Genomic DNA, 26413 nt, shown 5'->3' with positions numbered 1-26413 from the left:
CGCGCTGCTGGACCAACCCGCGCTCTTTACGATCTGGCGCGGCGAAGAGCCGGTGCGCCATGTGCACGGCATCGTCACCGGCTTCGAGCAAGGCGACACGGGGTTCAGGAGAACGCGCTACCGGGCCATATTGGAGCCTGCCCTCGCGCGCACCGACCTGTGTTCGGACTGGCGCATCTTCCAGCAACAGTCCGTGCCCCAGATCCTGGAACAGATCATCAAGTCGCACGGCATCACCGACTACGAACAGGTCACGACCAACGAGCACCTGCCGCGCGAATACTGCGTGCAGGCCGGCGACACGGACCTGCAGTTCCTGGCCCGCCTGGCGGCCGAAGAGGGGTTCTTCTACCGCTTCGCGCATACGGACAAGGGCCACCGCCTGATCCACGGCGACCGGATCTACGTGCATGGCGTGATCGAGGGCGGGCCGGTGACGTACAACCCCGCGCCCGGCGGCGACCAGCCCGAACCGGCGCTGCGCAAGTTCACCTACGCCGAGCAGGTGCGCACCGCGCGCCAGACCCAGCGCGACTACACGTACACGCACCCGCAGTACGCGCAGGAGCACGCATCTGCCGGCCGCGACCTGGATCACCAGGACCCGCAATACGAACGCTACGACTACCCCGGTCGCTACAAGCGCGACGAAGCGGGCAAGCCCTTTACCCAAAGCCGTCTCCTGGGCCTGCGGCGCGATGCCCGCGTGGCCCGCGTCGAAGGCGACGACGCGCGCCTCGTGCCGGGCGTGGCGTTCGACCTGACCGGCCATCCACGGGAAGACTGGAACCACGGCTGGCGCCCGGTGCGCATGCGGCATCACGGCGTGCAGCACACGAGCCAGCAGGAAGAGGGCGCCGACGCCGCGCAAGGCACGCAGTACCGCTATACCGCCGACATCGTGCCCGACCAGGTCGACTGGAAGCCCGAACCGGCCCGCAAGCCGCGCATCGACGGCCCGCAGATCGCCTCGGTGGTGGGGCCGGCCAACGAAGAGATCTACTGCGACGACTTTGGCCGCGTCAAAGTCCAGTTCCCTTGGGACCGCCAGGGCAAAAGCGACGAGCACAGCTCCTGCTGGATCCGCGTGTCGCAGAACTGGGCGGGCGCAGCCTGGGGCCACATGGCGATTCCGCGCATCGGGCAGGAAGTGATCGTCGATTTCCTGGACGGCGACTGCGACCAGCCCATCATCACGGGCAGGACGTACCGGGCGACGAACCTGCCGCCTTACGAACTGCCGCGGCACAACATCCTGAACACGGTCAAGACCAAGGAACACAGGGGCAGCCGCGCCAACGAGCTGCGCCTGGACGACACGTCCGGACAGATCAGCGCGGCGCTCATGAGCGACCACGCGGCAACGGCGCTCCACATTGGCTATCTCACCCATCCTCGTCCTTCGGGCGGCGTGCCTCGGGGGGAAGGATTTGAGCTGAGAACGGACGCCCACGGCGTGCTGCGCGCAGGCGGCGGCATGTTGATCACCACCGAGATGCGCGCCAACGCCAGCGAGCACCATAAGGATCTGCCCGAGACGGCCGAGCGCCTGTCCGTCGCGCGCGAGCAGCAAGACACCTTTGGCAGCATGGCGCGCGACCTCATGGCGCAAGAGGCGGGAGATCAGGACGAGGTCGCCCATGCCCTGCAAACCCAGCACGGGCAGATCCAGGGTCAGGGCGCGTCCAACCCGCAGTCCAATCAATACCCGGAACTTTCCGCGCCGCATCTGGTGTTGGCCAGCCCCGCCGGCATCGCCACGAGCACGCCGGGCTCCACCCATATCGCAAGCGGGGAGCACGTTGCGCTCTCCAGCACCGGGCACACCAGCCTGTCGGTCGGCAAGCGTCTTTTGGCCAGCGCCAGCCGCGGCATGCGCTTCTTCGTGCAGAGCATGGGATACCGCCTGATTGCCGCGGCCGGCGACATCGACATCAAGGCGCTCAAGAACAGCATCAACGTGCTTGCCAAATTGAATGTGACCGTCAGCGCCACCCGCATCACGCTCAGCGCCAAGGAAGAACTCGTCATCAACGCCGGCGGCAGCGGCACCACCTACAACGCGGGCGGCATCACGCACGCGACCAGCGGCCCGTACAAGGTGCATTCGGCCAGTTCGAACTTCACCGGCCCCAAGAGCCAGGCCGGATCGTTTCCCGACGAGCCCAAGCCATCCAAGGGAAACCTGGAACTGTTCAACAAGTATGCCAACCGCAAGGGATTCAGGGCGGGCGAATTTGAAGTGGAAGATGCCCTGGGGAAGGTATTCAAGGGCAAGTTGGATGATCAGGGGGTTGCTGCCGTGGCGGGCGCCGCGCCGGGGCCGGCCACCGTTGCATTTGGGAAAGATCCGTCGGACACCTGGGATATCGCGAACTACACGCAAGGCGCGGTGTGGTCGGGTGGGCCGTCGCTTGCCGCGCCGCCCGCGCAGGTCCAATCCCTGGCCAGCGAGATTGCAGGGGGCACGCGACAGGCACAACAGGCGCTCGGATTGGTTCAACAGGCGCAATCGCAGGCGGCCTCGGCGGTCACGTCCGGCCACGTGGTTGACGGCGTCAAAAGTGCGTCGACCTTGTTGGCCGTGCACGCCGATGCCGTATTGCCAGGCGCGTCCGCGATGGCCAGGCAGGCGCAACAGGCGGTGCAACTTGCGCAGCGTGGCCAGCAGATTGTGAGCCAGCTTGGCCCGAGCGCGGTCAAGCCGGATGCCGGCGTTGCGGCGGCCGCCGCAAAAACCTTGATCCGATAACGATAAGAGCCTCAACGATGACGACCGGTATGCAGAACAAGCCCCCGATGGAAGAGGAATACACCGAGGCCGAATATCAGGAGGCCGAGGCGGAGAACGACGGCATCGAGTGGAGCGACGAAGACCTGGATGGGCCACAAGGCGTCGTGGCGCCGATCAATACTATCGCCGTGGAAGATGTGAAGGCAGGCGCCAATGCTTTTGACGCCTGGCTGCGCAAGAACAGCGATAACGTCATCACCTTGCCGCGCTTGACGGCCGCCGCCGGCGTGGTGCCGGTATTGGGAAACATCATGGCGCTGGTGGACGCCGTGGGCGACATCATCAAGTTAAGCGACAGCCAGAAGCGCCAGTTTACGGATTGGGTCAGCCTGGGCATCAACCTGTTCGGCGTGATTCCCGCGCCGGGCACCGCGGCGGCCCGCATGAGCCTGCGCCCGGCGTTGTTCCTGGTGCAAAAAGAAATCGCGCGGCAAGCCAAGGCCGGTCTGGGCAATGCCATCATCAGCGTGCTGGCGGCTCACCTGAGCGAGAACATTGCCGGCGATATCGAGCAGTTCGCCGAAGCCGCGCAGGCTCGCCTGCAACAATTGCTCAAGGACGCGGGCGCCAAGGCCGAAGAAATCATCAAGTCGATTGCGCAGGCCTTGGAAAGCCTGACCAAGCCCGAAAACGCCGAAGCGGCTTTTGCAAAAGCCGACAAGCTCTGGGCCTCGGCGCAAGGCAAGATCCTGGACGACCCCACCGCCGCGATCGAGGATGCCTGGGGCGCCTTGTGCAGTTTCTGGGGCGGCAGCAAAACCAAGGCGCAAAACGCGGCCAAGGGATTCATCCCGCCCAGCGCCAAGCGCCTGATGCTGGACGGCGCCAACCGCTTGAACAAGTTGGCGCCAGAGGTTAATCAGGGCCTGCAGTCGGTGGGCGACGAAAGCAATATGGCAAGCATCGCCACGTTGCTGACGCAGTTGTCGGTGGCGGTGCTGTTGTGGCGTCAACGCAAAGGCTATGCGATCGGCGCGAACGTGCGTCCTGCCGTGGCGAACAAGGCCCGGCAGATAACGCGCTCCATGCGGCTGGCCCGTATCCGGCGTCAACGCAGGGCTCGCCAAAATGCCAACAAGGACAAGAACGGCGCTTGCCCGGCCACCTGCAACAGCATCAGCTTTGCCATGGGCACCGAGAGCTTCACGCATACGGATTTCTCGCTGCCCGGGCCCTTCCCTTTGACATGGTCGCGCACCTATTACTCCAACCTGGCGGCCTATGACAACAGCGCGTTGGGCGCGCGTTGGATCAACGAATTCACGACACGCTTCGACATCAAGAAGGCAGGCGCCGATCGTGAGGAATTGCGCTATCACGCCGCCGACGGCAGAACGCACGAGTTTCCCCTGCCGCTGATCGGCAAGTTTCACTATGACCCGATTGAGAACCTGACCCTGGTGCGGGTTTCGGAAACCGAGCTGACCTTGGCCCAGGGCTACGAGCGGCGCGCGACCTATCAACGGGACGGAAGACGTTTTCGTCTGGTGGAAATCCGCCTGCGCGGCGGGGCGCGGGTGACCTTGCACTATCAACATGCCGTGGGACAGCACCGTGTCTTATCCGATCTGATCACGTATCAAGATGAGGAGATCCACACGCATGTGGGCACGCAGTTGGATGCGCAGGGACGGCTCTCGGCACTCTGGCTGATCGCTGACGGCGCGCTGCGACGGCAGTTGTCGCACTACCAATACGATGAGCAAGGGGATCTGGTACAGGCTCGGGACGAACACGCGGGGCAATGGAGCTATCAATACCAGCACCATTTGATCACCCGCTATACCGATCGCACCGGACGCGGCATGAACCTGGAGTGGAACGGCACCGGGCCCATGGCGCGCGCCGTGCGGGAATGGGCCGACGACGGCAGTTTCGATACCCGCCTGCGCTGGCATCCCGAGATTCGCCTGACTTACGTCACCGACGCCTTGGGGCAGGTCACCGAGCATTATTACGACATTCTCGGCTACACCTATCGCATCGTGCACCCCGATGGCCTGTCCGAATGGCTTTATCGAGACGAGGCGAAGAACGTCGTCACGCATATCCACACCGACGGCAACACCGATAGCTATGCGTACGACGAGCGCAGCAACCTGTTGGAACACATGCGCCCGGACGGTTCGACCGTGCATTACGCCTACGACGATCGCGACCAACTCTTCAAGATCCGCGACGCCGAGGGCGGCCTGTGGCAGCGCGACTACAACCCGCGCGGCTATCTGACCGAGACGATCGACCCGCTGGGCAACAAAACCGAATACGCCTACGACAACGCGGGCAATCCAGTCGCCATCCAGGATGCCCGCGGCGGCCAGAAGCAACTGGCCTACGACGCGGCGGGCCGGATCACGCGGTACACCGATTGCTCGGGCAAGACCAGTGCCTGGGCGTATGACGAACTGGGACAACTGAATGCCTTCACTGACGCGGCGGGCAACACCACGTGTTACGCCTATACGGCGGGGCAACTGGTCAGCATCACCCATCCCGACCAAACGGCGGAACACTTCGAGCGCGACGCTGAAGGCCGTTTGCTGGCCCACACCGATGCGCTGGGCCGACGCACACAGTGGCGCTATACCACGGCGGGCCTGATCGCCCAGCGCAGCGATGCCGCCGGCCGCACCCTGCACTATCAATGGGACAAGCTCGGTCAACTGACCGCGCTGGCCAACGAGAACGACAGGCAGGCGCGCTTCGTGTACGACCCGGTGGGACGGTTGCTGGAGCAGCGCGGCTTTGATGATCAGGCCACGCGCTATCAGTACGATCCGGCCAGCGGCACGCTGCTGTCCACGCAGGACGGCGACCGCGTCATCGAGCTGAAGTTTGATGCGATGGGACGCGTGGCGCAACGTCACGCACGGCCCTATGCCGCCGCCACCACAACTCATACCGCCACTGCGTTTGCGCAAGCGACCGAGGCACAGACCGAACGCTACGCCTACGACGGCAACGGCCGCCTGATCCTGGCGGAAAATCCCGCCAGCCGCCTGCAATGGTTCTACGATGCGGCCGGCAATCTTACGCGCGAACATCAGCACTACCAGTGCTTGCCAGCGCCGGTCACGGCGGTGTGGAAGCACGAGTACAACGAGTTGAACCTGCGTGTCGCCACGCTGCGCCCCGACGGCCATCGCGTCAGTTGGTTGACGTACGGTTCGGGCCACGTGCACGGCATGATGTTCGACGAACATGAGTTGGTGAGCTTCGAACGCGATGACCTGCACCGGGAGATCGAGCGTCATCAGGGAAACCGCGTGGTGCAGACCCAATCGTGGGACGCGATGGGGCGGCTGAGCGAGCAGGGCGTGGCGCGGATGCCTGGAATGCCAGGTACGCCGGGTACTGGCGCGGGCGTTGGTGGAAGTCCTCAACGCCTGTTGCAGCGCGCCTATCGCTACGACGCCGCAGGCCAATTGGAGGCGATCCAGGACAGCCGACGCGGCCCCCTCGCCTATCGCTATGACCCGGTGGGACGGTTGCTCGAAGCCATCAGCAGCCTTGGCAAGGAGACGTTTGCCTTCGACCCGGCCAGCAATCTGCTGGATCCGACGAGCGCCCAGGTGATCGAGAGCACGTTGGGCATGGCAGGCCCGGTCTACACCTACCGCCACCGCTCGGCGCGCCTGGATAACCTGTTGCGTGAGTACGCAGGCACGCATTATCAATACGACGCGCGCGGCAACCTCATCGAGAAGCTGCAAAATGGCAAACGGTCGCGCTTTGAGTGGGACCTGTTCAATCGTCTGACGGGTTACAGGAACGAGACGCTGCGCGTGAGCTATCAGTATGACGCCCTGGGGCGTCGCCTGATGAAGCAGTCCGAAGCGCACTGGCGCGAACGCCCCGGCATGACGCCTATGCAGGGCCAGGAAGAGAAAACGCGGTTGAACCGGACGCTGGGGTGTGGAGCAACGCTGTACGGTTGGGACGGCGACAACCTGGCCTGGGAAGGCCGAGACGATCAAACCACCCATTACCTGTACGAACCGGGGAGCTTTGTGCCGCTGGCGCAGGCCATCAGCAAGAAGCCGGTGCTGCTGCACCAGCAGCCAGTCTATGCGGGCGGGTATGACATCGACCAGGACCCGCTGTGGACAACCTCGCCCGAACCGGACGCCGTGGATGCGCTGGCCTGGTACCAATGCGATCACCTGGGCACGCCGCAGGAATTGACGGACACCCAAGGCGAGATCGTCTGGAGCGCGCAGTACAAGGCTTGGGGCGTGGCCAAGGAGGCGATCTCAACCGCGGCGCAGGCGGCGGGGATACGTAATCCGATCCGATTCCAGGGGCAATATTGGGATCATGAGACGGGGCTGCATTACAACCGGCACCGGTACTATGATCCGGAGATCGGCAGGTTTATTGCGAAGGATCCGATCGGGTTTGCGGGTGGGTTGAATGTTTATCAGTATGCGGATAATCCTGTCGGATGGATAGATCCGCTAGGACTCAACAAGGATTGCTGTTCGTGTCTTTATCGCGGGGTTAGCGCCAAACATCCGGCACTTGGAGATGCGAAGCGTGGTGTAGTTAAACCCGCCAATCCGGATTCAACAATTACTCCAGAACAGCACGCCGCTGGCGGAATGACGGGGGATAGCCCATACGTCTCTTGGACTCCAGATAAGAAGCTAGCTCTTAGCCATGCTAACAAAGACGGCCCGGGAGGCGTTCTTTTGGAGGTATCTGCGGGCCCTGCTCCTGCGGGAGCATCTTGGCAGTGGGGTTGGACGCATATTAATGATTGGGGAGAGCCAGAAATGCTACAAACCGGCACGCGCACCGACGCTCGAGTTTCCAGAGAGGGCTGCAAATGACCTCAAACTTGCAGTACCTTCGTTGCCTAATCAGGCAAAAAGTCGCTGACGAGTCAGAGGAATGGCCGCGCCTCTTGCTCGAGGTTATCGAATCGCCAGACATTGAGGAGCTATCAAGCAATCCGCAAGTGTACAAGGCAGCCTTCATAAAAGAACGCGCCGAGCAACGCCACATATCATCTTCAGTTCAAGGTTTGATAACTTTTGGCATCCCGGCACTGATCAACAGACTTAAGTGCATAGCTGACGATGAAAATATTGAACTATTCGGACTTAGAAATTCCACATATGTGGGAGCATGTTTCATCTATGAAGAGCAACTAATAGGCTGTGAGTTTGTCGTGCGCGGCAAGGCGAAAACTCGGCCCGGTCTTTGGTTGGATTTTCAAGGAATGGATTAGAAAAGCAGCATGCGTAAGCCTACCTTCAAGCAGGCACCAGCCTGTCGAATTTCGGAGCATCCACGAGTTGGAGAGGCCCTATTAGGCTTCGCGACGCAGTACCTATCGCCTGTCGGACGCGGTGGACATGCTGGTGTGGTACCGATGCGATCACTTGAAAAGAAGCTCAATCCTCCAGGGATCTGGGTCCTGCATAGCTGGGGACGCCGCCGGGACAAAGCCGCTACATAAACAAAAAGGCCTGAGCCCGGTACAGTACCGGGTTCAGGCCTTGGGCTTCTGACCGTCCGACTCCTGGGCGTCAGGTCACAATCGGGCAGCCTTTTCGCCTATTGCAGGCAGGCGATCAATAGAACGCCTGGATGCCGGTCTGCGCGCGGCCCAGGATCAGGGCGTGCACGTCGTGGGTGCCTTCGTAGGTGTTGACCACTTCCAGGTTCACCAGGTGGCGGGCCACGCCGAATTCGTCGGAGATGCCGTTGCCGCCGAGCATGTCGCGGGCCAGGCGGGCGATGTCCAGCGCCTTGCCGCAGGAGTTGCGCTTCATGATCGAGGTGATCTCGACCGCGGCGGTGCCTTCATCCTTCATGCGGCCCAGGCGCAGGCAGCCTTGCAGCGCCAGCGTGATTTCGGTCTGCATGTCGGCCAGCTTCTTCTGGATCAGCTGGTTGGCGGCCAGGGGGCGGCCGAACTGCTTGCGGTCCAGCGTGTACTGGCGGGCGGTGTGCCAGCAGGCTTCGGCGGCGCCCACGGCGCCCCAGGCGATGCCGTAGCGGGCGGAGTTCAGGCAGGTGAACGGACCCTTCAGGCCGGACACGCCGGGCATCATCTGGTCGGCGGATACTTCCACTTCGTCCATGACGATTTCACCAGTGATCGACGCGCGCAGGCCGACCTTGCCGTGGATGGCGGGAGCCGACAGGCCCTTCATGCCCTTTTCCAGGATGAAGCCGCGGATCTTGCCGTCGAAGTCGCCGCCGACGCACTTGGCCCACACCACGAACACGTCCGCGATGGGCGAGTTGGTGATCCACATCTTGTTGCCGGAAATCTTGTAGCCGTCGGCCGTCTTGACGGCGCGGGTTTCCATGCCGCCGGGGTCGGAACCGTGGTTCGGTTCGGTCAGGCCGAAGCAGCCGATCCATTCGCCGCGCGCCAGCTTGGGCAGGTACTTCTTCTTTTGTTCTTCGCTGCCGAATTCGTTGATCGGCACCATCACCAGCGACGATTGCACGCTCATCATCGAGCGGTAGCCGGAGTCGATGCGTTCGACTTCGCGGGCGATCAGGCCGTAGCTGACGTAGTTCAGGCCAGCGCCGCCGTATTCGACGGGGATGGTGGCGCCCAGGAGGCCGAGTTCGCCCATTTCGGAGAAGATCTCGGGATCGGTCTTCTCGTTGCGGAAGGCGTTGAGCACGCGCGGAGCCAGCTTGTCCTGCGAGTAGGCGTAGGCGGCGTCGCGCACCATGCGCTCTTCTTCGGTCAGTTGCTGGTCCAGCAACAGGGGATCTTGCCAGTGGAATGAGGGGTTCGAGGACATGCTGGGTCTCCGCTATGGATTTCCGTGATCGGAATCTAGAAAGTTTAAACTTAAAATAATTCGGGCGGCAAGTTGGGGTTTCCACGGCGGCGCGCTTATGCGCGCCGCCGGCCTTGACGTCCGTTCGGGTGTCAGTGCTGGGCCTTCAGCGCCGCCTCGCGAATCTTTTCCAGGGTCGTGGACGGGGTGATGGTTTCCGGGTCGATGAAGCAATGCAGGATCGCCGGTTTGCCGCTGGCCAGCGCCCGTTCGAAGGCCGGGCCGAATTGTTCGGTGGTCTCGACGCGTTCGCCGTGGCCGCCAAAGGCGCGCGCGTAGTCGGCGAAGTCCGGGTTCTTGAGCTGGGTCGCGGAAATGCGGCCCGGGTAGTGCTTTTCCTGGTGCATGCGGATCGTGCCGTACATGCCGTTGTCCACAAGCACCACGATGATGGGCAGGTCATACTGCACCGCCGTGGCGAACTCCTGGCCGTGCATCAGGAAGCAGCCGTCGCCCGCGAAGCAGACGACGGTCTTGTCCGGCCAGACGCGCTTGGCGCCCACGGCCGCCGGCAGGCCATAGCCCATGGAGCCCGAGGTGGGCGCCAACTGCGTGCCGTAGCGGGTGAAGCGGTGGAAGCGGTGCAGCCAGGTGGCGTAGTTGCCCGCGCCGTTGGTCATGATGGCGTCGGCGGGCAGCGTTTTTTCCAGGTAGGCCATGACCTGGCCCAGCTGCAGGGCGCCCGGCGTGGTGATGGCTTCGGGGTCGCTCCACTTCAGGTACGACTCGCGCATGGCTTGCGTGCGTTCGGCCCAGACGGGCTTGGCGGGGGCCTTCAGGCCGGCCAGCGCCGCGGCGAAAGCAGCGGGCGAGGTGTTGATCGCGAGCGTGGGACGGTAGACGCGGCCCAGTTCGGCGGTGTCGGGATGCACGTGCACCAATTTCTGCCTGGGCACGGGGATGTCCAGCAGCGTGTAGGCCTGGCTGGGATTTTCAGACATGCGGCCGCCGACCAGCAGGATCAGGTCGGCGTCGGCCACGCGCTTGAGCAGGGCGGGATTGATGCCCAGGCCCACGTCGCCGATGAAGCAGGGGTGGTCGGCCGGGAACAGCATCTGGCGGCGGAACGACACCGCGGTCGGCAGCGCGTGCCGCTGCGCGAAATCGGCGAACTGCTGCACGGCGCGGGCGTCCCAGCGCGTGCCGCCCAGGATGGCGACCGGACTCTTGGCATCGGCCAGCAGCTTTTCCAGGTCGGCGAGCTGGCCGGCCGTGGGGGCGGATTCGATCAGTTCGTAGCGCGGGGCGTCGGCCACCTTGGCGGCTTCGACCAGCATGTCTTCGGGCAGGGCGATCACGACCGGGCCGGGACGGCCGGAGGTGGCGATGTGGAAGGCGCGCGAGATCAGTTCGGGAATGCGTTCGACCTGGTCGATCTCGGTGACCCACTTGGCCTGCGTGCCGAACACGGCGCGGTAGTCCATTTCCTGGAAGGCTTCACGTTCGCGCATGCCGCGTTCGATCTGGCCGACGAACAGGATCATCGGCGTGGAGTCCTGCTTGGAGATGTGCACGCCCGCCAGCGCGTTGGAGGCGCCCGGGCCGCGGGTGACCATGCAGATGCCAGGTTCGCCGGTGAGCTTGCCGTGGGCGTCGGCCATCATGGCGGCGCCGCCTTCCTGGCGGCACACGGTGACCTTGATGTCGGCGTCGTGCAGGCCGTCCAGCACCGCCAGATAGCTTTCGCCGGGAACGCAGAACACATGTTTGACGCCCTGGGCGACCAGTTGGTCGACCAGAATGTGGCCGCCAAGGCGGGAATCTTGCTGAGGCATGGTGGTGTCGTGATTAGCCTAGGTTAGGACTCCCGAGCATATGTTCCCTGAGCGCACAACGCAATTGATAAAATTGCACAATCTGTTGATCCGCCGGCACGTCGCGCCTGGTGCGCCGCAGCATGCGGCGCCCCGGTTTCGGGCTGGCTTCTGGCGACATCCGCTCCATGAGAAACGGCATTCCCAATCTGAGCGCCCTGCAGGCGTTCGAGGCATCGGCCCGCCTGGGCAGCTTTTCGCGCGCGGCCGAGGAGCTGTCCCTGACCCACAGCGCGGTCTACCGGCAGGTCGCCAGCCTGGAAGCGCGCCTGGGGGTGCAACTGTTCACCCGGGTGCGCCGACGCATCGTGCTGACCGACCACGGCGCGGAGTATGCCGGCCGCATCCGTCACCATCTGGATCAGATCGAAAAAGACACGTTCGGCCTCGTCAGCCGCACCGGCATGGGCCGCAGCATCCATATCGCGGTGGTGCCCACGCTGGCCACCACCTGGCTGATTCCCCGCCTGGCGGACTTCCAGCGCGAACACGGCGACATCACCGTCAGCCTGTCCGTGCGCACGCTGCCGTTCCAGTTCAAGGACCAGCCCTTCGACGGGGCGCTCTACCACGGGGACGGACTCTGGCCGGGCACCCAGGGCGGGCTGCTGTTCCCCGAAAGGGAACTGGTGCCGGTCTGCGCGCCCGAGCTGGCGGCCCGCGCGGCCGAGCCGGGCGCCAGCGGGCTGTCCGGCATGACCCATCTGCACCTGGCTTCGCGGCCGGACGCGTGGCGGCAGTGGTACGGCGCCAATAACTACCTGTACGGGCCGCAGGCGGCGGGCGGGCCGCGGTACGAGCTTTTCACCATGGTGATGGCGGCCGTGCAGGCCGGCCTGGGCGTCGGGCTGATGCCGCGCTTCCTGGCGCAGCCGGCGCTGGACCAGGGCACGCTGGCGATGCCGGTGCCGCAATCGCTGACGGTCAGCCAGGGCTATTACTTCGGCTACCCGCAGCGCAGCGACCGCTCTGAGGCGCTCAAGCTGTTTGAGACCTGGCTCAAGTCCGCCGCCGCCGGCGTCGGCGAGCGCCTGGCCGGCCGCACGTAGCCGGCCGCGTATAGCCGGCCGCGCCTGGCCGGCCGCGCCTGGCCGTAGAATTCCGTCATGCCCAACGCCCGCCAACCGCTTGCCTCCCAAGCCGATATCGACGCTTTCATCGACGCCGTCTGGCTCGAGGACGGCCTGTCGGCCAACACCCTGGCCGCCTACCGGCGCGACCTGACCGGCTTTGCGCGCTGGCTCGAGGATCCGCAGGCCTACGCCCGGGAAATGGCCGATCGCCACGGCGAGGCCGCTGGCCACCACGCGTTGAGCCCCGGCCCGGCCAAGCCCCTGGGCGAGGCGCAAAAGGCCGATATCGAGGCCTGGTTCGCCTTCCGCCACGAAGAAACGCGCGCCACCACCGCCAACCGCCGCCTGGCCGCGCTGCGCCGGTTCTACGCCTGGGCGCTGCGCGAACACCGTTGCGGCCACGACCCCTGCCTGACGCTGGTCGCCGCCAAGCAGCCGCCCCGCATGCCCAAGACCTTGTCCGAGCAGCAGGTGGATGCTCTGCTGCGCGCCCCCGACCTGACCGAACCGCGCGGCCTGCGCGACCGCGCCATGCTGGAAACGCTGTACGCCACGGGCCTGCGTGTGTCGGAGCTGGTTGGCGTGCGCGCCCTGGACGTCAGCCTGAACGAAGGCGTGGTGCGGGTGGTGCAGGGCAAGGGGGGCAAGGACCGCCTCGTGCCGCTGGGCGCCGAAGCCGCGCACTGGATCGGCCAGTATCTGGCCACCGCCCGCCCCGAACTGGCCGCGGGACGCGTCAGCGATGCGCTGTTCATCACCAACCGCGCCGAAGCGATGTCGCGCCAGGCGTTCTGGCAACTGGTAAAGAAATACGCCTTGCTGGCCGATGTGCACGCGCCCCTGTCGCCACACGTGCTGCGCCACGCCTTCGCGACGCACCTGCTTAACCATGGCGCGGACCTGCGCGTGGTGCAGATGCTGCTGGGCCACGCGGACATTTCCACCACGCAAATCTATACCCATGTGGCGCGAGAGCGCCTGAAGGCGCTGCACGCCGCGCATCATCCGCGCGGCTAGCGGCCACCAGTCTTATTTTTCCTTGTCGAACCCGGCCCTACCATGAGCAAAGCCCGCCACGTTTCCGAAACGCCCGCCACCCAGTTTCTCAAGCAGAACAAGGTGGCGTACACCGAGCATACCTACGACTACGTCGACCACGGCGGCGCCGGCGAGGCCGCGCGGCAGCTTGGGCTGGACCCGCACGCGGTGGTGAAGACGCTGGTGATGGAAGACGAGTCCACCAAGCCGCTGATTGTGGTCATGCACGGCGACCGCGAGGTCTCCACCAAGAACCTGGCGCGCCAGGCGGGCCTGAAAAAGGTCGAACCCTGCAAGCCCGAAGTCGCGCAGCGCCATTCCGGCTACCAGGTGGGCGGCACGTCGCCCTTCGGCACCCGCAAGAAGATGCCCGTGTGGGTGGAAGCCGAGGTGCTGGAGTACCCGGTTGTCTACATCAACGGCGGGCGGCGCGGGTACCTGGTGGGCATCGACCCCAAGGTGCTCGTGGACCTGCTGGGCGCCCGGCCGGTGGCCGTGGCGCTGGAATGAAGGTGGTATCCCGCTACCACCCGGCCTGAAATCGCCGCAGGCACAATGGGACGAGAACACCAAGAACCGGGGCCCGGAATGCCGGGCACGCAACCGGACGCCACCCTCATCCCAAGGAGACAATCATGAGCAAACGACTGTTGATGCTGGTCGGCGACTACGCCGAAGACTACGAAACCATGGTGCCGTTCCAGACGCTGCTGACGGTGGGCCACACGGTGCATGCGGTCTGCCCGGACAAGAAGGCCGGCGACACGGTGGCCACCTCCATCCATGATTTCGAAGGCGCGCAGACTTATACGGAAAAGCGCGGCCACAACTTCACGCTGAACTACGATTTCGACCGCGTCGAGCCTTCCTCGTACGACGGGCTGGTGATTCCGGGCGGACGCGCGCCCGAATACCTGCGCCTGAACGAAAAAGTGCTGGATATCGTTCGCGCCTTCGACAAGGCCAACAAGCCCATCGCCGCCGTCTGCCACGGCGCGCAGCTGCTGGCCGCGGCGGGCGTCCTCAAGGGCCGCACGTGCTCGGCGTATCCGGCGTGCGCCCCGGAGGTCCGGCTGGCGGGCGGCACCTACGCCGAGATCGGCGTCGACCAGGCCTACACTGATGGCAATCTGGTGTCGGCGCCGGCGTGGCCCGCCCACCCGGCCTGGATGGCGCAATTCCTGGCGGTGCTGGGCACGAAGATCACGCACTGACGCGCGGCTTGCACAGAAAGCAAAGCGCCCCGGGGCTTCGGGGCGCTTTTTTTTGCGCGCTGCCCGGCGTCAGGCGAAGTCGAGCACGATCCGGCCTTCGATCTGGCCCTTCTTCATGCGGTCAAACACGTCGTTGATGTTCTCCAGGCTTTCGGTGGCGACCGTGGCGTGGACCTTGCCTTCCTCGGCGAATTGCAGGGACTCCTGCAGGTCGAGGCGCGAGCCCACGATGGAACCGCGCACGGTTACGCCGTTGAGCACCATGTCGAAGATCGACAGGGGGAAGTCCCCGGGCGGCAGGCCGTTCAGGGAAATCGTTCCGCCGCGGCGCACCATGCCGAGCGCCTGCTCGAAGGCCTTGGGCGACACGGCGGTGATCAGCGCGCCATGCGCGCCGCCGATCTCGCGCTTCAGGTAGGCGGCGGGGTCCGTGGTCTTGGCGTTGACCGTGACTTCCGCGCCCAGGCGGCGCGCAAAGTCGAGCTTGGCGTCGTCGATATCCACGGCGGCCACGTTCAGGCCCATGGCCTTGGCGTATTGCACCGCCATGTGCCCCAGACCCCCGATGCCCGAAATGACCACCCAGTTGCCCGGGCGCGTGTCCGTCATCTTCAGGCCCTTGTAGACGGTGACGCCCGCGCACAGCACGGGTGCGATATCGACGAAGCCGACATTTTTGGGCAGCAGGCCGACATAGTCGGCGGCGGCCAGCGCGTATTCGGCGAAGCCCCCGTTTACCGAGTAGCCTGCGTTCTGCTGTTGTTCACACAGGGTTTCCCATCCACCCAGGCAGTGTTCGCAATGTCCGCAGGCCGAATACAGCCAGGGGATGCCGACGCGGTCGCCTTCCTTGACGTGGGTGACGCCTTGTCCTACCGCCACGACGTGGCCGACGCCTTCGTGGCCGGGAATGAACGGCGGATTGGGTTTGACGGGCCAGTCGCCTTCGACGGCATGCAGGTCGGTGTGGCAGACGCCGCAGGCTTCGATCTTCACCAGCAGTTCGCCCGGGCCCGGGCGCGGCACTGCGACTTCTTCGATTACCAGGGGTTTGCCGAATGCGCGTGCAACTGCGGCCTTCATGGTTTTGTCCATCACTACCTCCGAAGTCTGATCAGTTTCACTATGCTCGAACGCACGGGCGTTCAAGACCATGATTTATATCAATCGACGCCGGCTCGGCGAGGATCGGGTAACGTGTGGTTTCAGAAGGGGTGTCAGGCGACGCGCCGCATGCACGGGGCGGCCGGCCTTCGGGCCGGCTCGGTTGCCGCCGGCGCGGCAAACGTCGTAAATTGAGGCGCAGGCGCGTCCGTCACAGCTGGCGCGTTGCCCGCATTCCAGGAGCTCCCATGTGTGAAATCTTCATCCGGGCCAGCGAGCAATCGTATGCCTGCGAAACCCGATCCCTGCGGCTGCACGGCGTGGCGACCAGCCTGCGGCTGGAACATCTGTTCTGGCAGGTCCTGGAAGAGCTCGCCGCGCGCGACGGCATGCGGGTCACGCAACTGATCGAGCGCCTGTACGACGAACTGGTCGAATACCGCGGCGAGGCCGCGAACTTCACATCGTTCCTGCGCGTGTGCTGCCTGCGCTATCAGTTGCTGCAGGCCGAAGGGAGGATTCCGGTGGATGCCAGCGTGCCCATCGGTTCCCTGGATGCGCGGGCCGTGCTGGAAGGCCTGCCGCCATCGCTGTGCGACGCGCAGCCGCTCGTGCCCAAGCGCCGGGCCGCGTAGATTCCGGCAACGCCAATGAAAAGGGCCCGATCATGATCGGGCCCTTTGCTTTGCGGCGCGGTCAGGCCGGCATCAGCCGCCGGACTGGATCGAGGCCAGCGCCACTTCGCTTTGCACGATGCGGCGGATGCGCACGGCGTCGCCGATGCGCGAGAGCTTGCCCTGCGAATCGAGCAGCACGATGGCCAGGTCGCGGCCATTGATGCGCGCCAGCATCACCAGGCATTCGCCTGCTTCATTGATGTAGCCGGTCTTGGACACCTTGATGTCCCAGTCGGGCTTGCGCACCAGCAGATTGGTGTTGCGGAACGTCTGCGTGCGGTTGTTGATCTCGACCTCGTATTCCGTATCGGTGGAGTAGCGGTGGATCAGCGGACGCTGCGAGGCGGCGCGCAGCAGTCGGGCCAGGTCGTGCGGCGACGATACGTTGTTGCTGGACAGGCCGGTGGGCTCGATGAAGCGCGTGCTGGTCATGCCCAGCGATTGCGCCTTGGCGTTCATGGCGGCCACGAAAGCGGGCAGGCCGCCCGGATAGTGGCGGCCCAGCGCGTTGGCGGCGCGGTTTTCCGAAGACATCAGCGCCAGATGCAGCATGTCGCCGCGCGACAGCTTGGTGCCCACGCGCAGCCGCGACGTGGTGTGCTTGAGCTCGTCGACGTCTTCGTCGGTGATTTCAAGCATTTCGTCCATGGGCAGGTTGGCGTCCACGACGACGACGGCGGTCATCAGCTTCGAGATGGAAGCGATGGGGCGCACGACGTTTTCGTTCTTGGCGAAGATGACCGTGGAGGTTTCCAGGTCTTGCACATAGGCGGTGCTGGAACGCAGCGCGGCGGCTTCGGCGCGCGCCGAGGCCGCGGGCGGCGGCATCGCGGCGCTGGCGGCGCCGGCCGCTGCCACGCGACGGCCGCGGGACGGCTTGTCCGCCTTGCCGCCTTTGCCGCTCTTGCCGGCGGCGCCCGCCTTCTTGGACGGGGGACTCTTGTCGGCAACCTGCTTGCCGCCCTTGGGCGGGGCGGCCTTCTTGCCGACAGAGGATTTGGGCGGGGCCTTCTTGGCGGACGGCGCGGCCTGCTTGCCGGCGGCGCTCTTGCCAGAGCCGGCTTTAGGGGCCGGGGCCTTCTTTGCTTGTTGCGCCTTGCAGGCCGCCGATTTGGCGTTGGTCTTGCAAGGGTCGGAAGATTTGGCTGCTTGCGCCGCAGGGGGCAGGAGCGCGCACACTGCCAGCGCGGCAGGCGCTATGGCTTTCGCTATTGCACGTTTCCAGGAAAAGGCCATGGTTGAGCAGGCTTGTCGGTCTGTGAACAAATATTTCTTAAGCCGGCGTTTCGTCGGATCAGGAAAAGTCCAGATGAATTATGGGCTTACGCGTCGAATTTAAACAGCAATTTCAAGTTGCGCGCAAGGCGATTCGGTATCAAGACCCAAAAAAATAAAAGTGACGGATTGACTCGCAGCAATTCGTCACAAGTCGGGGTCCCGAGAAGCTAACCGCGCGGCGCGCAAGAGCGTAGCCCGGATTAACCCTCATCTGGCTGAACGTGCTGAATGTTGGGGGAGGTATTGCAGGGGGAGTCGAGGCCGGGTTGGCCTCGCCGGGTGGAATCGAACCACCAATTGACCCTTAGGAGGGGCCGGTTATATCCATTTAACTACGGCGAGACGGTTGAAGCCGGGATGGGACCCGCTGGGTGCAACGACGCTTGAACGCGCCGTCACGGGCAATTAACGCCTTGATAATGCAGCGAACTTTGCGAGCCAGAGTTTATCACTGCCGGGGGCGGGGTTCGGAGCAGGACGCAAGTCTATCAGCAGCGCAGGCAAGCCCCAAATTGACGGGGACTTTTCGGACCAGGGCGCGCCATCGGAAGCGCATTGCGCCAGCGGGGGTATTCCCGGATCCGCGTGCGGACTTGTATATGATGTTTGGGTCCGGCCGCCGCGCCGGGCCGTCCCGAGGAGGGGGCGCAAACCCAAAAACAACCAGACACGGGTTTCATGTCTAGCCAAACCGATACGATTTCCGCACGCACCATTGCCCTGGGCACTCTGGTCGTGCTGCTTGCCATGGGCGTGCGCGCCACTTTCGGGCTGTTCATGCAGCCGATGGGCCTGGCCCACGGCTGGGGCCGCGAAGTGTTCTCCATGGCTTTTGCCATCCAGAACCTGGTGTGGGGCATCGCGTGCATCTTCATGGGCATCCTGGCCGACCGCTACGGTTCGGGCCGCACCATTGCGCTGGGCGCCGCGCTGTACATGCTGGGCCTGATCGGCACGCGGTTCGCCACGGACGAGGCCACGCTGTACCTGACCGCCGGCGTGCTGGTCGGGCTGGGCCAGGCGGGCACGACCTTCCCGGTGATCCTGCCCGTGGTCGCGCGCTCCGTGCCGCCCGCCTACCGCAGCACGGCGATGGGCATCGCCAGCGCGGGCGGGTCAATGGGCCAGTTCGCCATCGTGCCCACGGGCCAGCTGCTGATCAGCGGCCTGGACTGGTCCGGCGCGCTGTGGGTCCTGTCCCTCTTCGTTGCCTGCGGCGCGCCGCTGGCCTACTTCCTGCGCGGACGTCCGCAGGCCCACGTCGGGCCGCAGCAGTCGCTGGCCACGGCCGTCAAGCAGGCCGTGCGGCATCCTTCCTTCCACTTCCTGTTCTGGAGCTACTTCGTCTGTGGCTTCCATACGGCATTCATCACGTTGCACCTGCCGGCCTACGTCAGCGACGGCGGCCTGACGCCGGGGCAGGGCGCCACCGCGATCGCGCTGATCGGCCTGTTCAACGTCCTGGGTTCGTTCTATGCGGGAAAACTGGGCGGCCAGTACAGCAAGAAGCGGCTCCTGGCGGTCGTGTATTTCATGCGGGCGTTCGGCATCCTGCTGCTGCTGTTCATGCCGCTGTCGCCGTGGGTGCTGTATGTCTTCGCCGCATGGATGGGCCTGTTCTGGCTGGGCACGGTGCCGCTGACGCAGGGGCTCATCGGACAGATCTATGGCTTGCGCTATGCGGCCACCCTGTCGGGCATCGTATTCCTCGGGCATCAGATCGGCAGCTTCATCGGCGTCTGGCTGGGCGGCTACGCGTACGCCAAGACCGGCAGCTACGATCTGGTCTGGTGGCTGGGTGTCGTGCTGGCCATCGTCGCGGCGCTGCTGTGCCTGCCGGTGCGCGAGCAGCCGGTTGCGCCGGCCCAGCCGGCGGCAGCCTGAGCCCGGCGCGCCAATCAGGAGCACCCCCGCCATGACGTCCGCCCCGCAGCCCACCATTCGCCGCCGTCGAGGCTGGCGCGTCGCGGGCGTCCTGGCGCTGGCGGCCGTGCTGGGTCTGGCGTTCTGGGGCTACACCACGCCGGAAATGCAGATCCATTGGGAAAACCTGGCCGCGCTCTGCGGTTTCTAGCCCGACGCGACGGCCGGCACGCGGTATCCTACGGCGGAGATTTTCTCCGCCGTTTTTCTTCGCTTTCTTATGGCTGCGCAGCCTTGCGCCGCGCGCTTCGTGGGTGCCCATGCAGGACGCATCGCCTTCCTATTCCGAACTGTCGCTGCCGGACATCGCCGGCATGCCTGCCGCCGATACGCTGGTGCTGACGGTGAACAACCGCCTGTCGCGCCGGCTCACGCTCGAACTGGCCGGGCTGCTGCGCCAGGAGCGCCAGGTCAGCGAGCTGCCGCGCATCCTGCCGCTGTCCGCCTGGCTGGCCGAGTCCGCCAACGAACTCGCATTCGAGGCCGACGACGATGTGCCCGCCTACCGGCTGGACAGCTTCGCCACGCAGCTTGTCTGGACGGAAGCGATCCGCACTGAAGAGGCCGAGCGTGTGCTGCTGGACGCCAGCCAGGCGGCGCGGCTGTCGATGGACGCCGATCTGCTGATGGACGAATGGGACCTGCAGGTGCCCTCCGGCGCCGACACCGACGAGTACCGGGGATTCGCCAGATGGCGCGCCCGCTACGTGCAGACCCTGGCCGGCATCGACGCCGAAGACGCGAACCAGGGCTATGCGCGCGTGCTGCGCGCGCTGGAAGATGGCAGGCTGGCGACGCCGCGGCAACTGGTGCTGGCGGGCTTTACCGATATCTCGCCGCGCTTTCAGCGGCTGCTGCGCGCCTTTGAAGCGCAGGGAACGGACGTGGCGCAATGGCGCGACGCGCAGCGCGTGCAGGCCGAGGCCCGGCGCTACGAGGCCGCCGACCAGGGCGCGGAATGGCGCGCCGCGGCCGCGTGGGCGGCCAGCCAACTCAAGGCGCATCCCGAGGGCCGCTATGCCATCGTGTCGCCGCAACTCGAGGCCGAATCCCCCTTCGCGCGCCGCGTGCTGAGCCAGGCCCTGGCAGGCCGCGACGGCGCGCCGGCCTTCGCATTCAACGTCGCGGTCGGACGTCCGCTGGACGAATGGCCGATGGCCCGCGCCGCGCTGGCCTGGCTGCGCGCGCTGGCCGAATGCGCGCCGGGCAAGGGATGCGGCGTGGACGTGCTGGGCGCGGCGTTGCTGGCGGGACACTGCGCCAGCGACGTGCGCGACCGCGCGCGCCTGGCCGCCATCGATGCGCGCTGGCGGCGACAGGGCCAACTGCACGTCGGCCCTCGCGAACTGCGCAAGCTGTTGGCCGACATCCCCTTGTTGGCGCAGGCGTGGAGCCAGGCCATGGAGATCTGGACGCAGGGCGGCCGCCAGGCCACCTGCGATGTCTGGATGCTGCGCATGAAGGCCGCGCTGACGGCTTTGGGCTTTCCGGGCGAAGCCGCGCTGGACAGCGTGGGCTACCAGGTCATGGGGGCGCTGGGCGATGCCTTGGGCAGTTTTTCGGCGCTGGCGCCGGCCGCCGGCCGGCTGGGCGGCGTGGCCGCCGTGAACCTGCTGGAAAGCGTCGCGCGGTCATCCTCGTTCCAGCCGCAGCGCGACCCGCTGGCGCGACTGGACGTGCTGGGCCTGTTGGAAGCGGAAGGCGGCTATTGGGACGGCGTCTGGATGCTGGGCCTGACGGACGACGTCCTGCCGGCGTCGCCCAAACCCAATCCGCTGCTGCCGCTGGCTGTGCTGCGTCAGGCCAGGGCGCCGCGCGCCACGCCCGAACGCGAACGCGAATGGGCTGAAGGCATGTACGCGGCGCTGTGCCGCTGCGCGCCGCGGATCATCGTCAGCCACGCGCACATGGACGGCGAGCGCGAGCTGCGTCCGTCGCCCCTGATCGCGGCGCTGGCCCTGACCGACTGGGCGCCGGCCCCCGCGGAAACGCAGCCGGCCTTGCCGCAGGAATCGCTGGACGACGCGCAGGGGCCGCCATTGGCGGCGGGCAACCGGGGCGGAGGCGGCCTGGACGTGCTGGACACGCAGGCGCGCAATCCCCTGTGGGCCTTCGTGCGCCACCGTCTGGGCGGCCGCGAACTGGCGCCCTACGCCGACGCCGCCACCGTGAACGTGCGCGGTCAGTTCCTGCACAAGGCGCTGGAACTGGTGTGGGGCATGATGCCCGACCAGGAAACGCTGCACGACCTGCTGTCCGCCGGACGCCTGTCCGCGTTGCTGGAACAGGCCGTGGCGCAGGCCGCGGATGAAGAACTCAAGGAATACGCGCCGGCCCTGCGGGCGCTGGAATGCCAGCGCGCGCAGGCCGTGCTGGCGTCCTGGCTCGACGTGGAGGCGCAGCGCCTGCCGTTCGCGGTGGCGCAAGTGGAAAAGAACCACGAATGGCAGCGCGGCGCGCTCAAGCTCAAGCTGCGGCTGGACCGCATCGACAGCCTGCCCGACGGGCGCAACGTCATCGTGGACTACAAGACCGGCGTGGCCGCCGCCAAGCCGGAGCCCGACTGGTCGCGCGCGCGTCCCGTGAACGTGCAGTTGCCGTTCTACGCGTCCGTGCTGGCCGATGCCGCCGGCGGCGAGGCCGCGGGCCTGGTGCTGGCGCAGATCCACGCGCGGCAGGTCGCCGCGCAAGGCCTGGCCGACGAAGACCTGGGCATGCCGGGCGTGACGCTGGCCAGCGAAAGCAAGTACTTCGACGGCCTGTCGTGGCCCGAGATCCGCCAGCGCTGGCGCGTGGCGATCGAGGCGCTGGCCGATGAATATGTCGCGGGCTATGCGGCCAATGTGGCCTACCGGCGCGACGACCTTAAATACTGCGATGCATTGCCGTTCCTGCGTTTGCATCTGGACGACGAGGACGCATAAGCCATGGCCGAACAAGAACGTTTGCCGCAAGACCATGCCGCCCGCGCGGTCGCGCTGGACCCGACCCGCTCGTTCCTGGTCCAGGCCCCCGCCGGCTCGGGCAAGACCGAGCTGCTGACCGACCGCATCCTGGCGCTGCTCGCCACCGTGAGCCGCCCGGAAGAGATCGTCGCCATCACCTTCACGCGCAAGGCCGCATCAGAGATGCATGCGCGCGTGCTCAGCAAGCTGCGGCGCGGCCTGGACGCGCCGCCAGAGGCCGCCCATGAACGCCGCAGCTGGGACCTGGCCCGCGCGGCGCTGGCGCGCAACGCGGAGCAGGGCTGGCATCTGCTGGACCACCCGGCCCGCCTGGCCATCCGCACCATCGATTCCTTCTGCGCAGGCCTGGTGCGCAGCATGCCCTGGCTGTCGGAGCTGGGCGGCATGCCCGACATCACCGACGACGCCCGTTCCCACTACGAGGCCGCGGCCCGCGCCACGCTGGACCTGGCCGACGACTACGAGGCCGTGCGCATCCTGCTCAAGCACCTGGACGTGGACGTGCAGGCGGCCAAGGACGCCATCGCCGACATGCTGGGGCAGCGCGACCAGTGGCTGCCGCTGCTGCGCCACGGCTCCGACCGAGAGGCCCTGGAGGCCACGCTGGCGGAAGCCATCGGCGAAGACCTGGACGCCCTGAGCGCCGCCATGCCCTTTGGGTGGGCCGAAGCGCTCTGCGGTCCGGCGCGCCTGGCAGCGGCCAATCTGCAGGATGGCGGCGAGGACAACAAGCTCGCGGCGCTGTTGGACTGGACCGAGGAACTGCAGCCCGACGCCGAACTGCTGGATGCCTGGCGCGCCGTGGCGCACCTGCTGCTCACGAGCGCGGGGTCGTTGCGCAAGACCGTCAACAAGAACCTGGGATTCCCGGCCAAGTGCGCGCACAAGGAGCCGTTCGTGGCGTGGCTGGAAGGCGCCGACGGACAGGCCGCCTGGGTGCGCCGGCTGCACGCCGTTCACGACATCCCGGCGCCGCACTTCACCGATGCGCAATGGGAGGTCCTGGGCGCGCAGCTCATGACGCTCGCGCTGGCGGTTGCCCAGTTGCGCCTGCGCTTTGCCGACCAAGGCGAGGTGGATTTCATCGAAATCGCGCAGCGCGCCGCGGCCGCGCTGGGCAGCGCCGACGATCCCGGCGAACTGCTGCTCAAGCTGGACGCGTCCATCCGGCATCTGCTCATCGACGAATTCCAGGACACCAGCCAGACGCAGCTGGACCTGCTGCGCACGCTCACCTCGGGCTGGCAGGCGGGCGACGGCCGCAGCCTGTTCCTGGTGGGCGATCCCATGCAGTCGATCTACCGCTTCCGCAAGGCCGAGGTGGGCCTGTTCCTGGAGGTGGCCGATATCGGCGTGGGCGAAGTCAAACCTGATTTCCTGAACCTCACGGACAACTTCCGTTCGCAGGCCGGCATCGTGGACTGGGTGAACCAGTCGTTCGTGGAATTGCTGCCCCGTCGCAGCGACGCCGCGGCGGGCGCGATCGCCTACAGCCCGTCCACCGCCTTCCATGAGGCCTTGCCGGATCCGGCGGTGCGCTTTCACCCCGCCTGGTCGCGCGAAGGCGCGGCGCCGGCCGACGAGCAGGCCGAGGACATCGCGGTGGGCCTGGTGCGCCAGGCGCTCATCGACCACAAGGGCGCAAAGCACCCGGTGGCCGTGCTGGTGCGCGCACGCAGCCATCTGGGCAACCTGACCCGCCGGCTGGCGCAGGAAGGCATACGCTGCCGCGCCGTGGACCTGGTGCCGCTGGCCCTGCGCCCGGTGGTGGCGGACCTGGTGCAGCTCGTGCGCGCGTTGTCCCATTCGGCCGACCGGCTGGCCTGGCTGTCGGTGCTGCGCGCGCCGTATTGCGGCCTGACGCTGGAATCGCTGCAGCGACTGTTCGGCGATGACCACATCACGCCGGTGCCGGTGCTGTTGGAGCGGGCCTTGCGCATGGCCCCGCAACCCGTTGAGAGCAGGGCGGGCGCGAGCGCGGGGCCGCAGGGCTCGCTGTTCGACGCGCCCGCTCCGGAACCCGAATCGCCGTCGGCGCAGGCCTTGCTGGGCGCCGACGAATACGCGCGGCTGCGCCAGGTGGCCGCGGTGCTGCTGGACAAGCGCAACGCGGCGGGCGCGATGCCGTTCGCGGCCTGGGTCGAGTCGCTATGGCGCCGCCTGGGCGGCCCGGGCCTGTACGCCGGCCTGTCGGTCGCCAATGACGCCGAAAGCCTGTTCCAGCTGGTCGAGCGCCTGGCGCCGCACGGCAACATCGATGTCGCGGCGCTGGACTCGGGGATCGCCCGCCTGTTCGCCGCGCCGGACGCCGCGGACGAGGCCGAGGGCGCGGTCGAGATCATGACCATGCACAAGTCCAAGGGCCTGCAGTTCGAAACGGTGATCCTGTACGGCCTGCACCGCGCGCCCCGCGGCGACCAGGCGCCCCTGGTGCGCTTCGAGCAAAGCGGGGGCCGCGTCCTGTTCGGCCCCGTCAAACCGCGCGCCGAAACCGAGGCGGACCCGGTCTCGCGCTATCTGGGCGCACGCGAAGCGCGCCGCGCCTCCTATGAAATCGACCGGCTGCTCTACGTAGCCGCCACGCGGGCGCGCAAGCGCCTGCATCTGGTGGGCCACGTGTCCGTCGACGAGGCCACCAACCAGGCCAAGACGCCGTCTGCAGCCAGCCTGCTGGGCCGCCTGTGGCCCTGCCTGCCGGTGCCGCAACCACCGTCATTGAACGGCGAAGCCGTTCCAGAATCCGAGGACGCGCCGGAATGGCAGGGCGAACCCCTGCGCCGCGTGGACAGCGCCGGCCTGGCGCAGTTGCAGCGCCAGGCCGACGTCACCGTCAGCCCCGGGTTCGCAACGGCGGCGCGGGGCGCGTGGGGCGAGGCGGCCGAACATCCTGCCTGGCAACTCGAAGCCGGCTACGACGCCGCCATCGGCACGCTGGCCCACGCATGGCTGGCGCGCATCGGGCAGGACGGCCTGCATGCCTGGCCGGCAGACGCGTTGGCCCAACGCCTGCCCGCCATGCGCCGCCAACTGACGCGCGCAGGCATTCCCGCCAGCCAGGCCGACGCGGCTTCCGAAGCCGTGCTGGAAACGCTGCAGGCAACCCTCGCCGACGACCGCGGCCTGTGGCTGCTATCCCAATCCGGCGCCCGCCGCGAATGGCCCCTCATCGACGCCGCGGGCAAGGTCTCGGTCATCGACCTGGCGCTCAGCACCGAAGACGGCTGGCTGATCGTCGACTACAAAACGGGCCGCCCCCACCCCGGCGAATCCCCCACCGCCTTCGCCACCCGCATGCGCCAACGCCACGGCGAACAGCTCCAGCGCTACTGCACCCAGGTAACAGCCCTGGACGGTCGCCACGCCCGCGCCGCCCTTTACTTCCCCCGCGCAAAGGCATGGATAGATCTGACCTGAAGCCGTAGTGCACGCCAGCGCGAACAAATCGCATAGCGCGGCAAGCAAAGCGACGCCAACCCGCAAAACGCAGGCCGTCCTAATGCAAAGAGCGGCAAAGCGCAGAGAGCCAAAAGGCAAGCAAAGCGACGCCAACCCGCAAAACGCAGGCCGTCCTAATGCAAAGAGCGGCAAAGCGAAGCGAGCCAAAAGGCAAGCGAAGCGACGCCTACCCGCAAAAAGCAGGCCGTTTTAATGCATAGAGCGGCAAAGCGCAGCGAGCCGCCGCGGGCAAGCGAAGCGACGCCCGCACCCCCTCCCTCTCGG

General features: G+C 66.2%; 16 protein-coding genes and 1 tRNA gene. 12 read left to right on the top strand and 5 right to left on the bottom strand.

The features are described 5' to 3' along the window. The 3 genes from ABE485_RS28020 to ABE485_RS28010 form a co-directional block, all read left to right on the top strand. A partial coding sequence (locus ABE485_RS28020; RefSeq protein ID WP_346518525.1) for a type VI secretion system Vgr family protein occupies positions 1-2752 on the top strand: 2752 nt, incomplete at its 5' end. A 17-nt stretch (positions 2753-2769) separates the two neighbouring features. After that, entirely contained in the window at positions 2770-7626 is a 4857-nt protein-coding gene (locus ABE485_RS28015; RefSeq protein ID WP_346518524.1) for an RHS repeat-associated core domain-containing protein, read from the top strand. Beyond that, positions 7623-8027, top strand: a complete 405-nt coding sequence (locus ABE485_RS28010; RefSeq protein ID WP_346518523.1) for a hypothetical protein — start codon at positions 7623-7625, stop codon at positions 8025-8027. Before ABE485_RS28015 ends, ABE485_RS28010 begins: the two co-directional genes overlap by 4 nt. 346 nt (positions 8028-8373) lie before the next feature. Here the strand turns inward: ABE485_RS28010 and ABE485_RS28005 are convergent, their stop codons facing one another. Then, positions 8374-9567, bottom strand: coding sequence for an acyl-CoA dehydrogenase (locus ABE485_RS28005; RefSeq protein ID WP_346518522.1), 1194 nt, complete (start codon positions 9565-9567; stop codon positions 8374-8376). Positions 9568-9698: 131 nt separating this feature from the next. Continuing rightward, complete coding sequence (locus ABE485_RS28000) at positions 9699-11381, bottom strand: thiamine pyrophosphate-binding protein (RefSeq protein ID WP_346518521.1); 1683 nt, start codon at positions 11379-11381, stop codon at positions 9699-9701. A gap of 167 nt (positions 11382-11548) precedes the next feature. Here ABE485_RS28000 and ABE485_RS27995 point away from each other — a divergent pair, with 167 nt between their 5' ends. From ABE485_RS27995 to ABE485_RS27980, 4 genes are all read left to right on the top strand, one after another. Beyond that, on the top strand, positions 11549-12469 hold the full coding sequence (locus ABE485_RS27995; RefSeq protein WP_346518520.1) for a LysR substrate-binding domain-containing protein: 921 nt from the start codon (positions 11549-11551) through the stop codon (positions 12467-12469). A 57-nt stretch (positions 12470-12526) separates the two neighbouring features. After that, positions 12527-13510 (top strand): site-specific tyrosine recombinase XerD, encoded by a 984-nt coding sequence (gene xerD / locus ABE485_RS27990; protein ID WP_346518519.1) that lies wholly within the window; start codon positions 12527-12529, stop codon positions 13508-13510. 42 nt (positions 13511-13552) lie between these two features. Further along, positions 13553-14041: a Cys-tRNA(Pro) deacylase gene (gene ybaK, locus ABE485_RS27985; protein WP_346518518.1), complete on the top strand. Its 489-nt coding sequence runs from the start codon at positions 13553-13555 to the stop codon at positions 14039-14041. Positions 14042-14166: 125 nt separating this feature from the next. Continuing rightward, positions 14167-14745, top strand: a complete 579-nt coding sequence (locus ABE485_RS27980; protein WP_008162775.1) for a DJ-1/PfpI family protein — start codon at positions 14167-14169, stop codon at positions 14743-14745. A gap of 69 nt (positions 14746-14814) precedes the next feature. Here the strand turns inward: ABE485_RS27980 and adhP are convergent, their stop codons facing one another. After that, positions 14815-15840 carry an alcohol dehydrogenase AdhP gene (gene adhP / locus ABE485_RS27975; RefSeq protein ID WP_346518517.1) on the bottom strand — a complete coding sequence of 342 codons (1026 nt, stop codon included), beginning with the start codon at positions 15838-15840 and terminating at the stop codon, positions 14815-14817. 257 nt (positions 15841-16097) lie between these two features. On the opposite strand from adhP, the gene ABE485_RS27970 reads away from it, so the two are divergent. Further along, positions 16098-16484 carry a ribbon-helix-helix domain-containing protein gene (locus ABE485_RS27970; protein ID WP_346518516.1) on the top strand — a complete coding sequence of 129 codons (387 nt, stop codon included), beginning with the start codon at positions 16098-16100 and terminating at the stop codon, positions 16482-16484. 72 nt (positions 16485-16556) lie between these two features. Here the strand turns inward: ABE485_RS27970 and pbpG are convergent, their stop codons facing one another. Both pbpG and ABE485_RS27960 read right to left on the bottom strand, forming a co-directional pair. Continuing rightward, positions 16557-17762 (bottom strand): D-alanyl-D-alanine endopeptidase, encoded by a 1206-nt coding sequence (gene pbpG, locus ABE485_RS27965; RefSeq protein WP_346518515.1) that lies wholly within the window; start codon positions 17760-17762, stop codon positions 16557-16559. 309 nt (positions 17763-18071) lie between these two features. Further along, positions 18072-18146, bottom strand: a tRNA-Arg gene (locus ABE485_RS27960). A gap of 336 nt (positions 18147-18482) precedes the next feature. Here ABE485_RS27960 and ABE485_RS27955 point away from each other — a divergent pair. The 4 genes from ABE485_RS27955 (at position 18483) to ABE485_RS27940 (ending at position 26107) form a co-directional block, all read left to right on the top strand. Then, a complete protein-coding gene (locus ABE485_RS27955; RefSeq protein ID WP_346518514.1) occupies positions 18483-19688 on the top strand; it encodes an MFS transporter in 1206 nt (401 codons plus the stop codon). 31 nt (positions 19689-19719) lie between these two features. Further along, entirely contained in the window at positions 19720-19878 is a 159-nt protein-coding gene (locus tag ABE485_RS27950) for a hypothetical protein (protein WP_346518513.1), read from the top strand. Positions 19879-19987: 109 nt separating this feature from the next. Further along, positions 19988-22651, top strand: coding sequence for a PD-(D/E)XK nuclease family protein (locus tag ABE485_RS27945; protein WP_346518512.1), 2664 nt, complete (start codon positions 19988-19990; stop codon positions 22649-22651). A gap of 3 nt (positions 22652-22654) precedes the next feature. Then, on the top strand, positions 22655-26107 hold the full coding sequence (locus ABE485_RS27940; RefSeq protein WP_346518511.1) for a UvrD-helicase domain-containing protein: 3453 nt from the start codon (positions 22655-22657) through the stop codon (positions 26105-26107). Positions 26108-26413 lie beyond the last annotated feature (306 nt).

The sequence above is a fragment of the Achromobacter spanius genome, assembly GCF_039673305.1.
In the GTDB taxonomy this organism is placed as follows: Bacteria; Pseudomonadota; Gammaproteobacteria; order Burkholderiales; family Burkholderiaceae_B; genus Achromobacter; species Achromobacter spanius_F.
Note: the sequence above shows the minus strand (reverse complement) of the source record. Positions and strands in the feature narration are given on the sequence as shown.

Excerpts from the sequence above, each read along its gene's own strand:
- adhP (WP_346518517.1), bottom strand. The coding sequence starts at position 15,840 with ATGGACAAAACCATGAAGGCCGCAGTTGCACGCGCATTCGGCAAACCC.
- ABE485_RS27995 (WP_346518520.1), top strand. The coding sequence starts at position 11,549 with ATGAGAAACGGCATTCCCAATCTGAGCGCCCTGCAGGCGTTCGAGGCA.
- ABE485_RS27980 (WP_008162775.1), top strand. The coding sequence starts at position 14,167 with ATGAGCAAACGACTGTTGATGCTGGTCGGCGACTACGCCGAAGACTAC.
- ABE485_RS27940 (WP_346518511.1), top strand. The coding sequence starts at position 22,655 with ATGGCCGAACAAGAACGTTTGCCGCAAGACCATGCCGCCCGCGCGGTC.
- ABE485_RS27950 (WP_346518513.1), top strand. The coding sequence starts at position 19,720 with ATGACGTCCGCCCCGCAGCCCACCATTCGCCGCCGTCGAGGCTGGCGC.
- ABE485_RS27970 (WP_346518516.1), top strand. The coding sequence starts at position 16,098 with ATGTGTGAAATCTTCATCCGGGCCAGCGAGCAATCGTATGCCTGCGAA.
- ABE485_RS28015 (WP_346518524.1), top strand. The coding sequence starts at position 2,770 with ATGACGACCGGTATGCAGAACAAGCCCCCGATGGAAGAGGAATACACC.
- ybaK (WP_346518518.1), top strand. The coding sequence starts at position 13,553 with ATGAGCAAAGCCCGCCACGTTTCCGAAACGCCCGCCACCCAGTTTCTC.
- pbpG (WP_346518515.1), bottom strand. The coding sequence starts at position 17,762 with ATGGCCTTTTCCTGGAAACGTGCAATAGCGAAAGCCATAGCGCCTGCC.
- xerD (WP_346518519.1), top strand. The coding sequence starts at position 12,527 with ATGCCCAACGCCCGCCAACCGCTTGCCTCCCAAGCCGATATCGACGCT.
- ABE485_RS27955 (WP_346518514.1), top strand. The coding sequence starts at position 18,483 with ATGTCTAGCCAAACCGATACGATTTCCGCACGCACCATTGCCCTGGGC.
- ABE485_RS28010 (WP_346518523.1), top strand. The coding sequence starts at position 7,623 with ATGACCTCAAACTTGCAGTACCTTCGTTGCCTAATCAGGCAAAAAGTC.
- ABE485_RS27945 (WP_346518512.1), top strand. The coding sequence starts at position 19,988 with ATGCAGGACGCATCGCCTTCCTATTCCGAACTGTCGCTGCCGGACATC.
- ABE485_RS28005 (WP_346518522.1), bottom strand. The coding sequence starts at position 9,567 with ATGTCCTCGAACCCCTCATTCCACTGGCAAGATCCCCTGTTGCTGGAC.
- ABE485_RS28000 (WP_346518521.1), bottom strand. The coding sequence starts at position 11,381 with ATGCCTCAGCAAGATTCCCGCCTTGGCGGCCACATTCTGGTCGACCAA.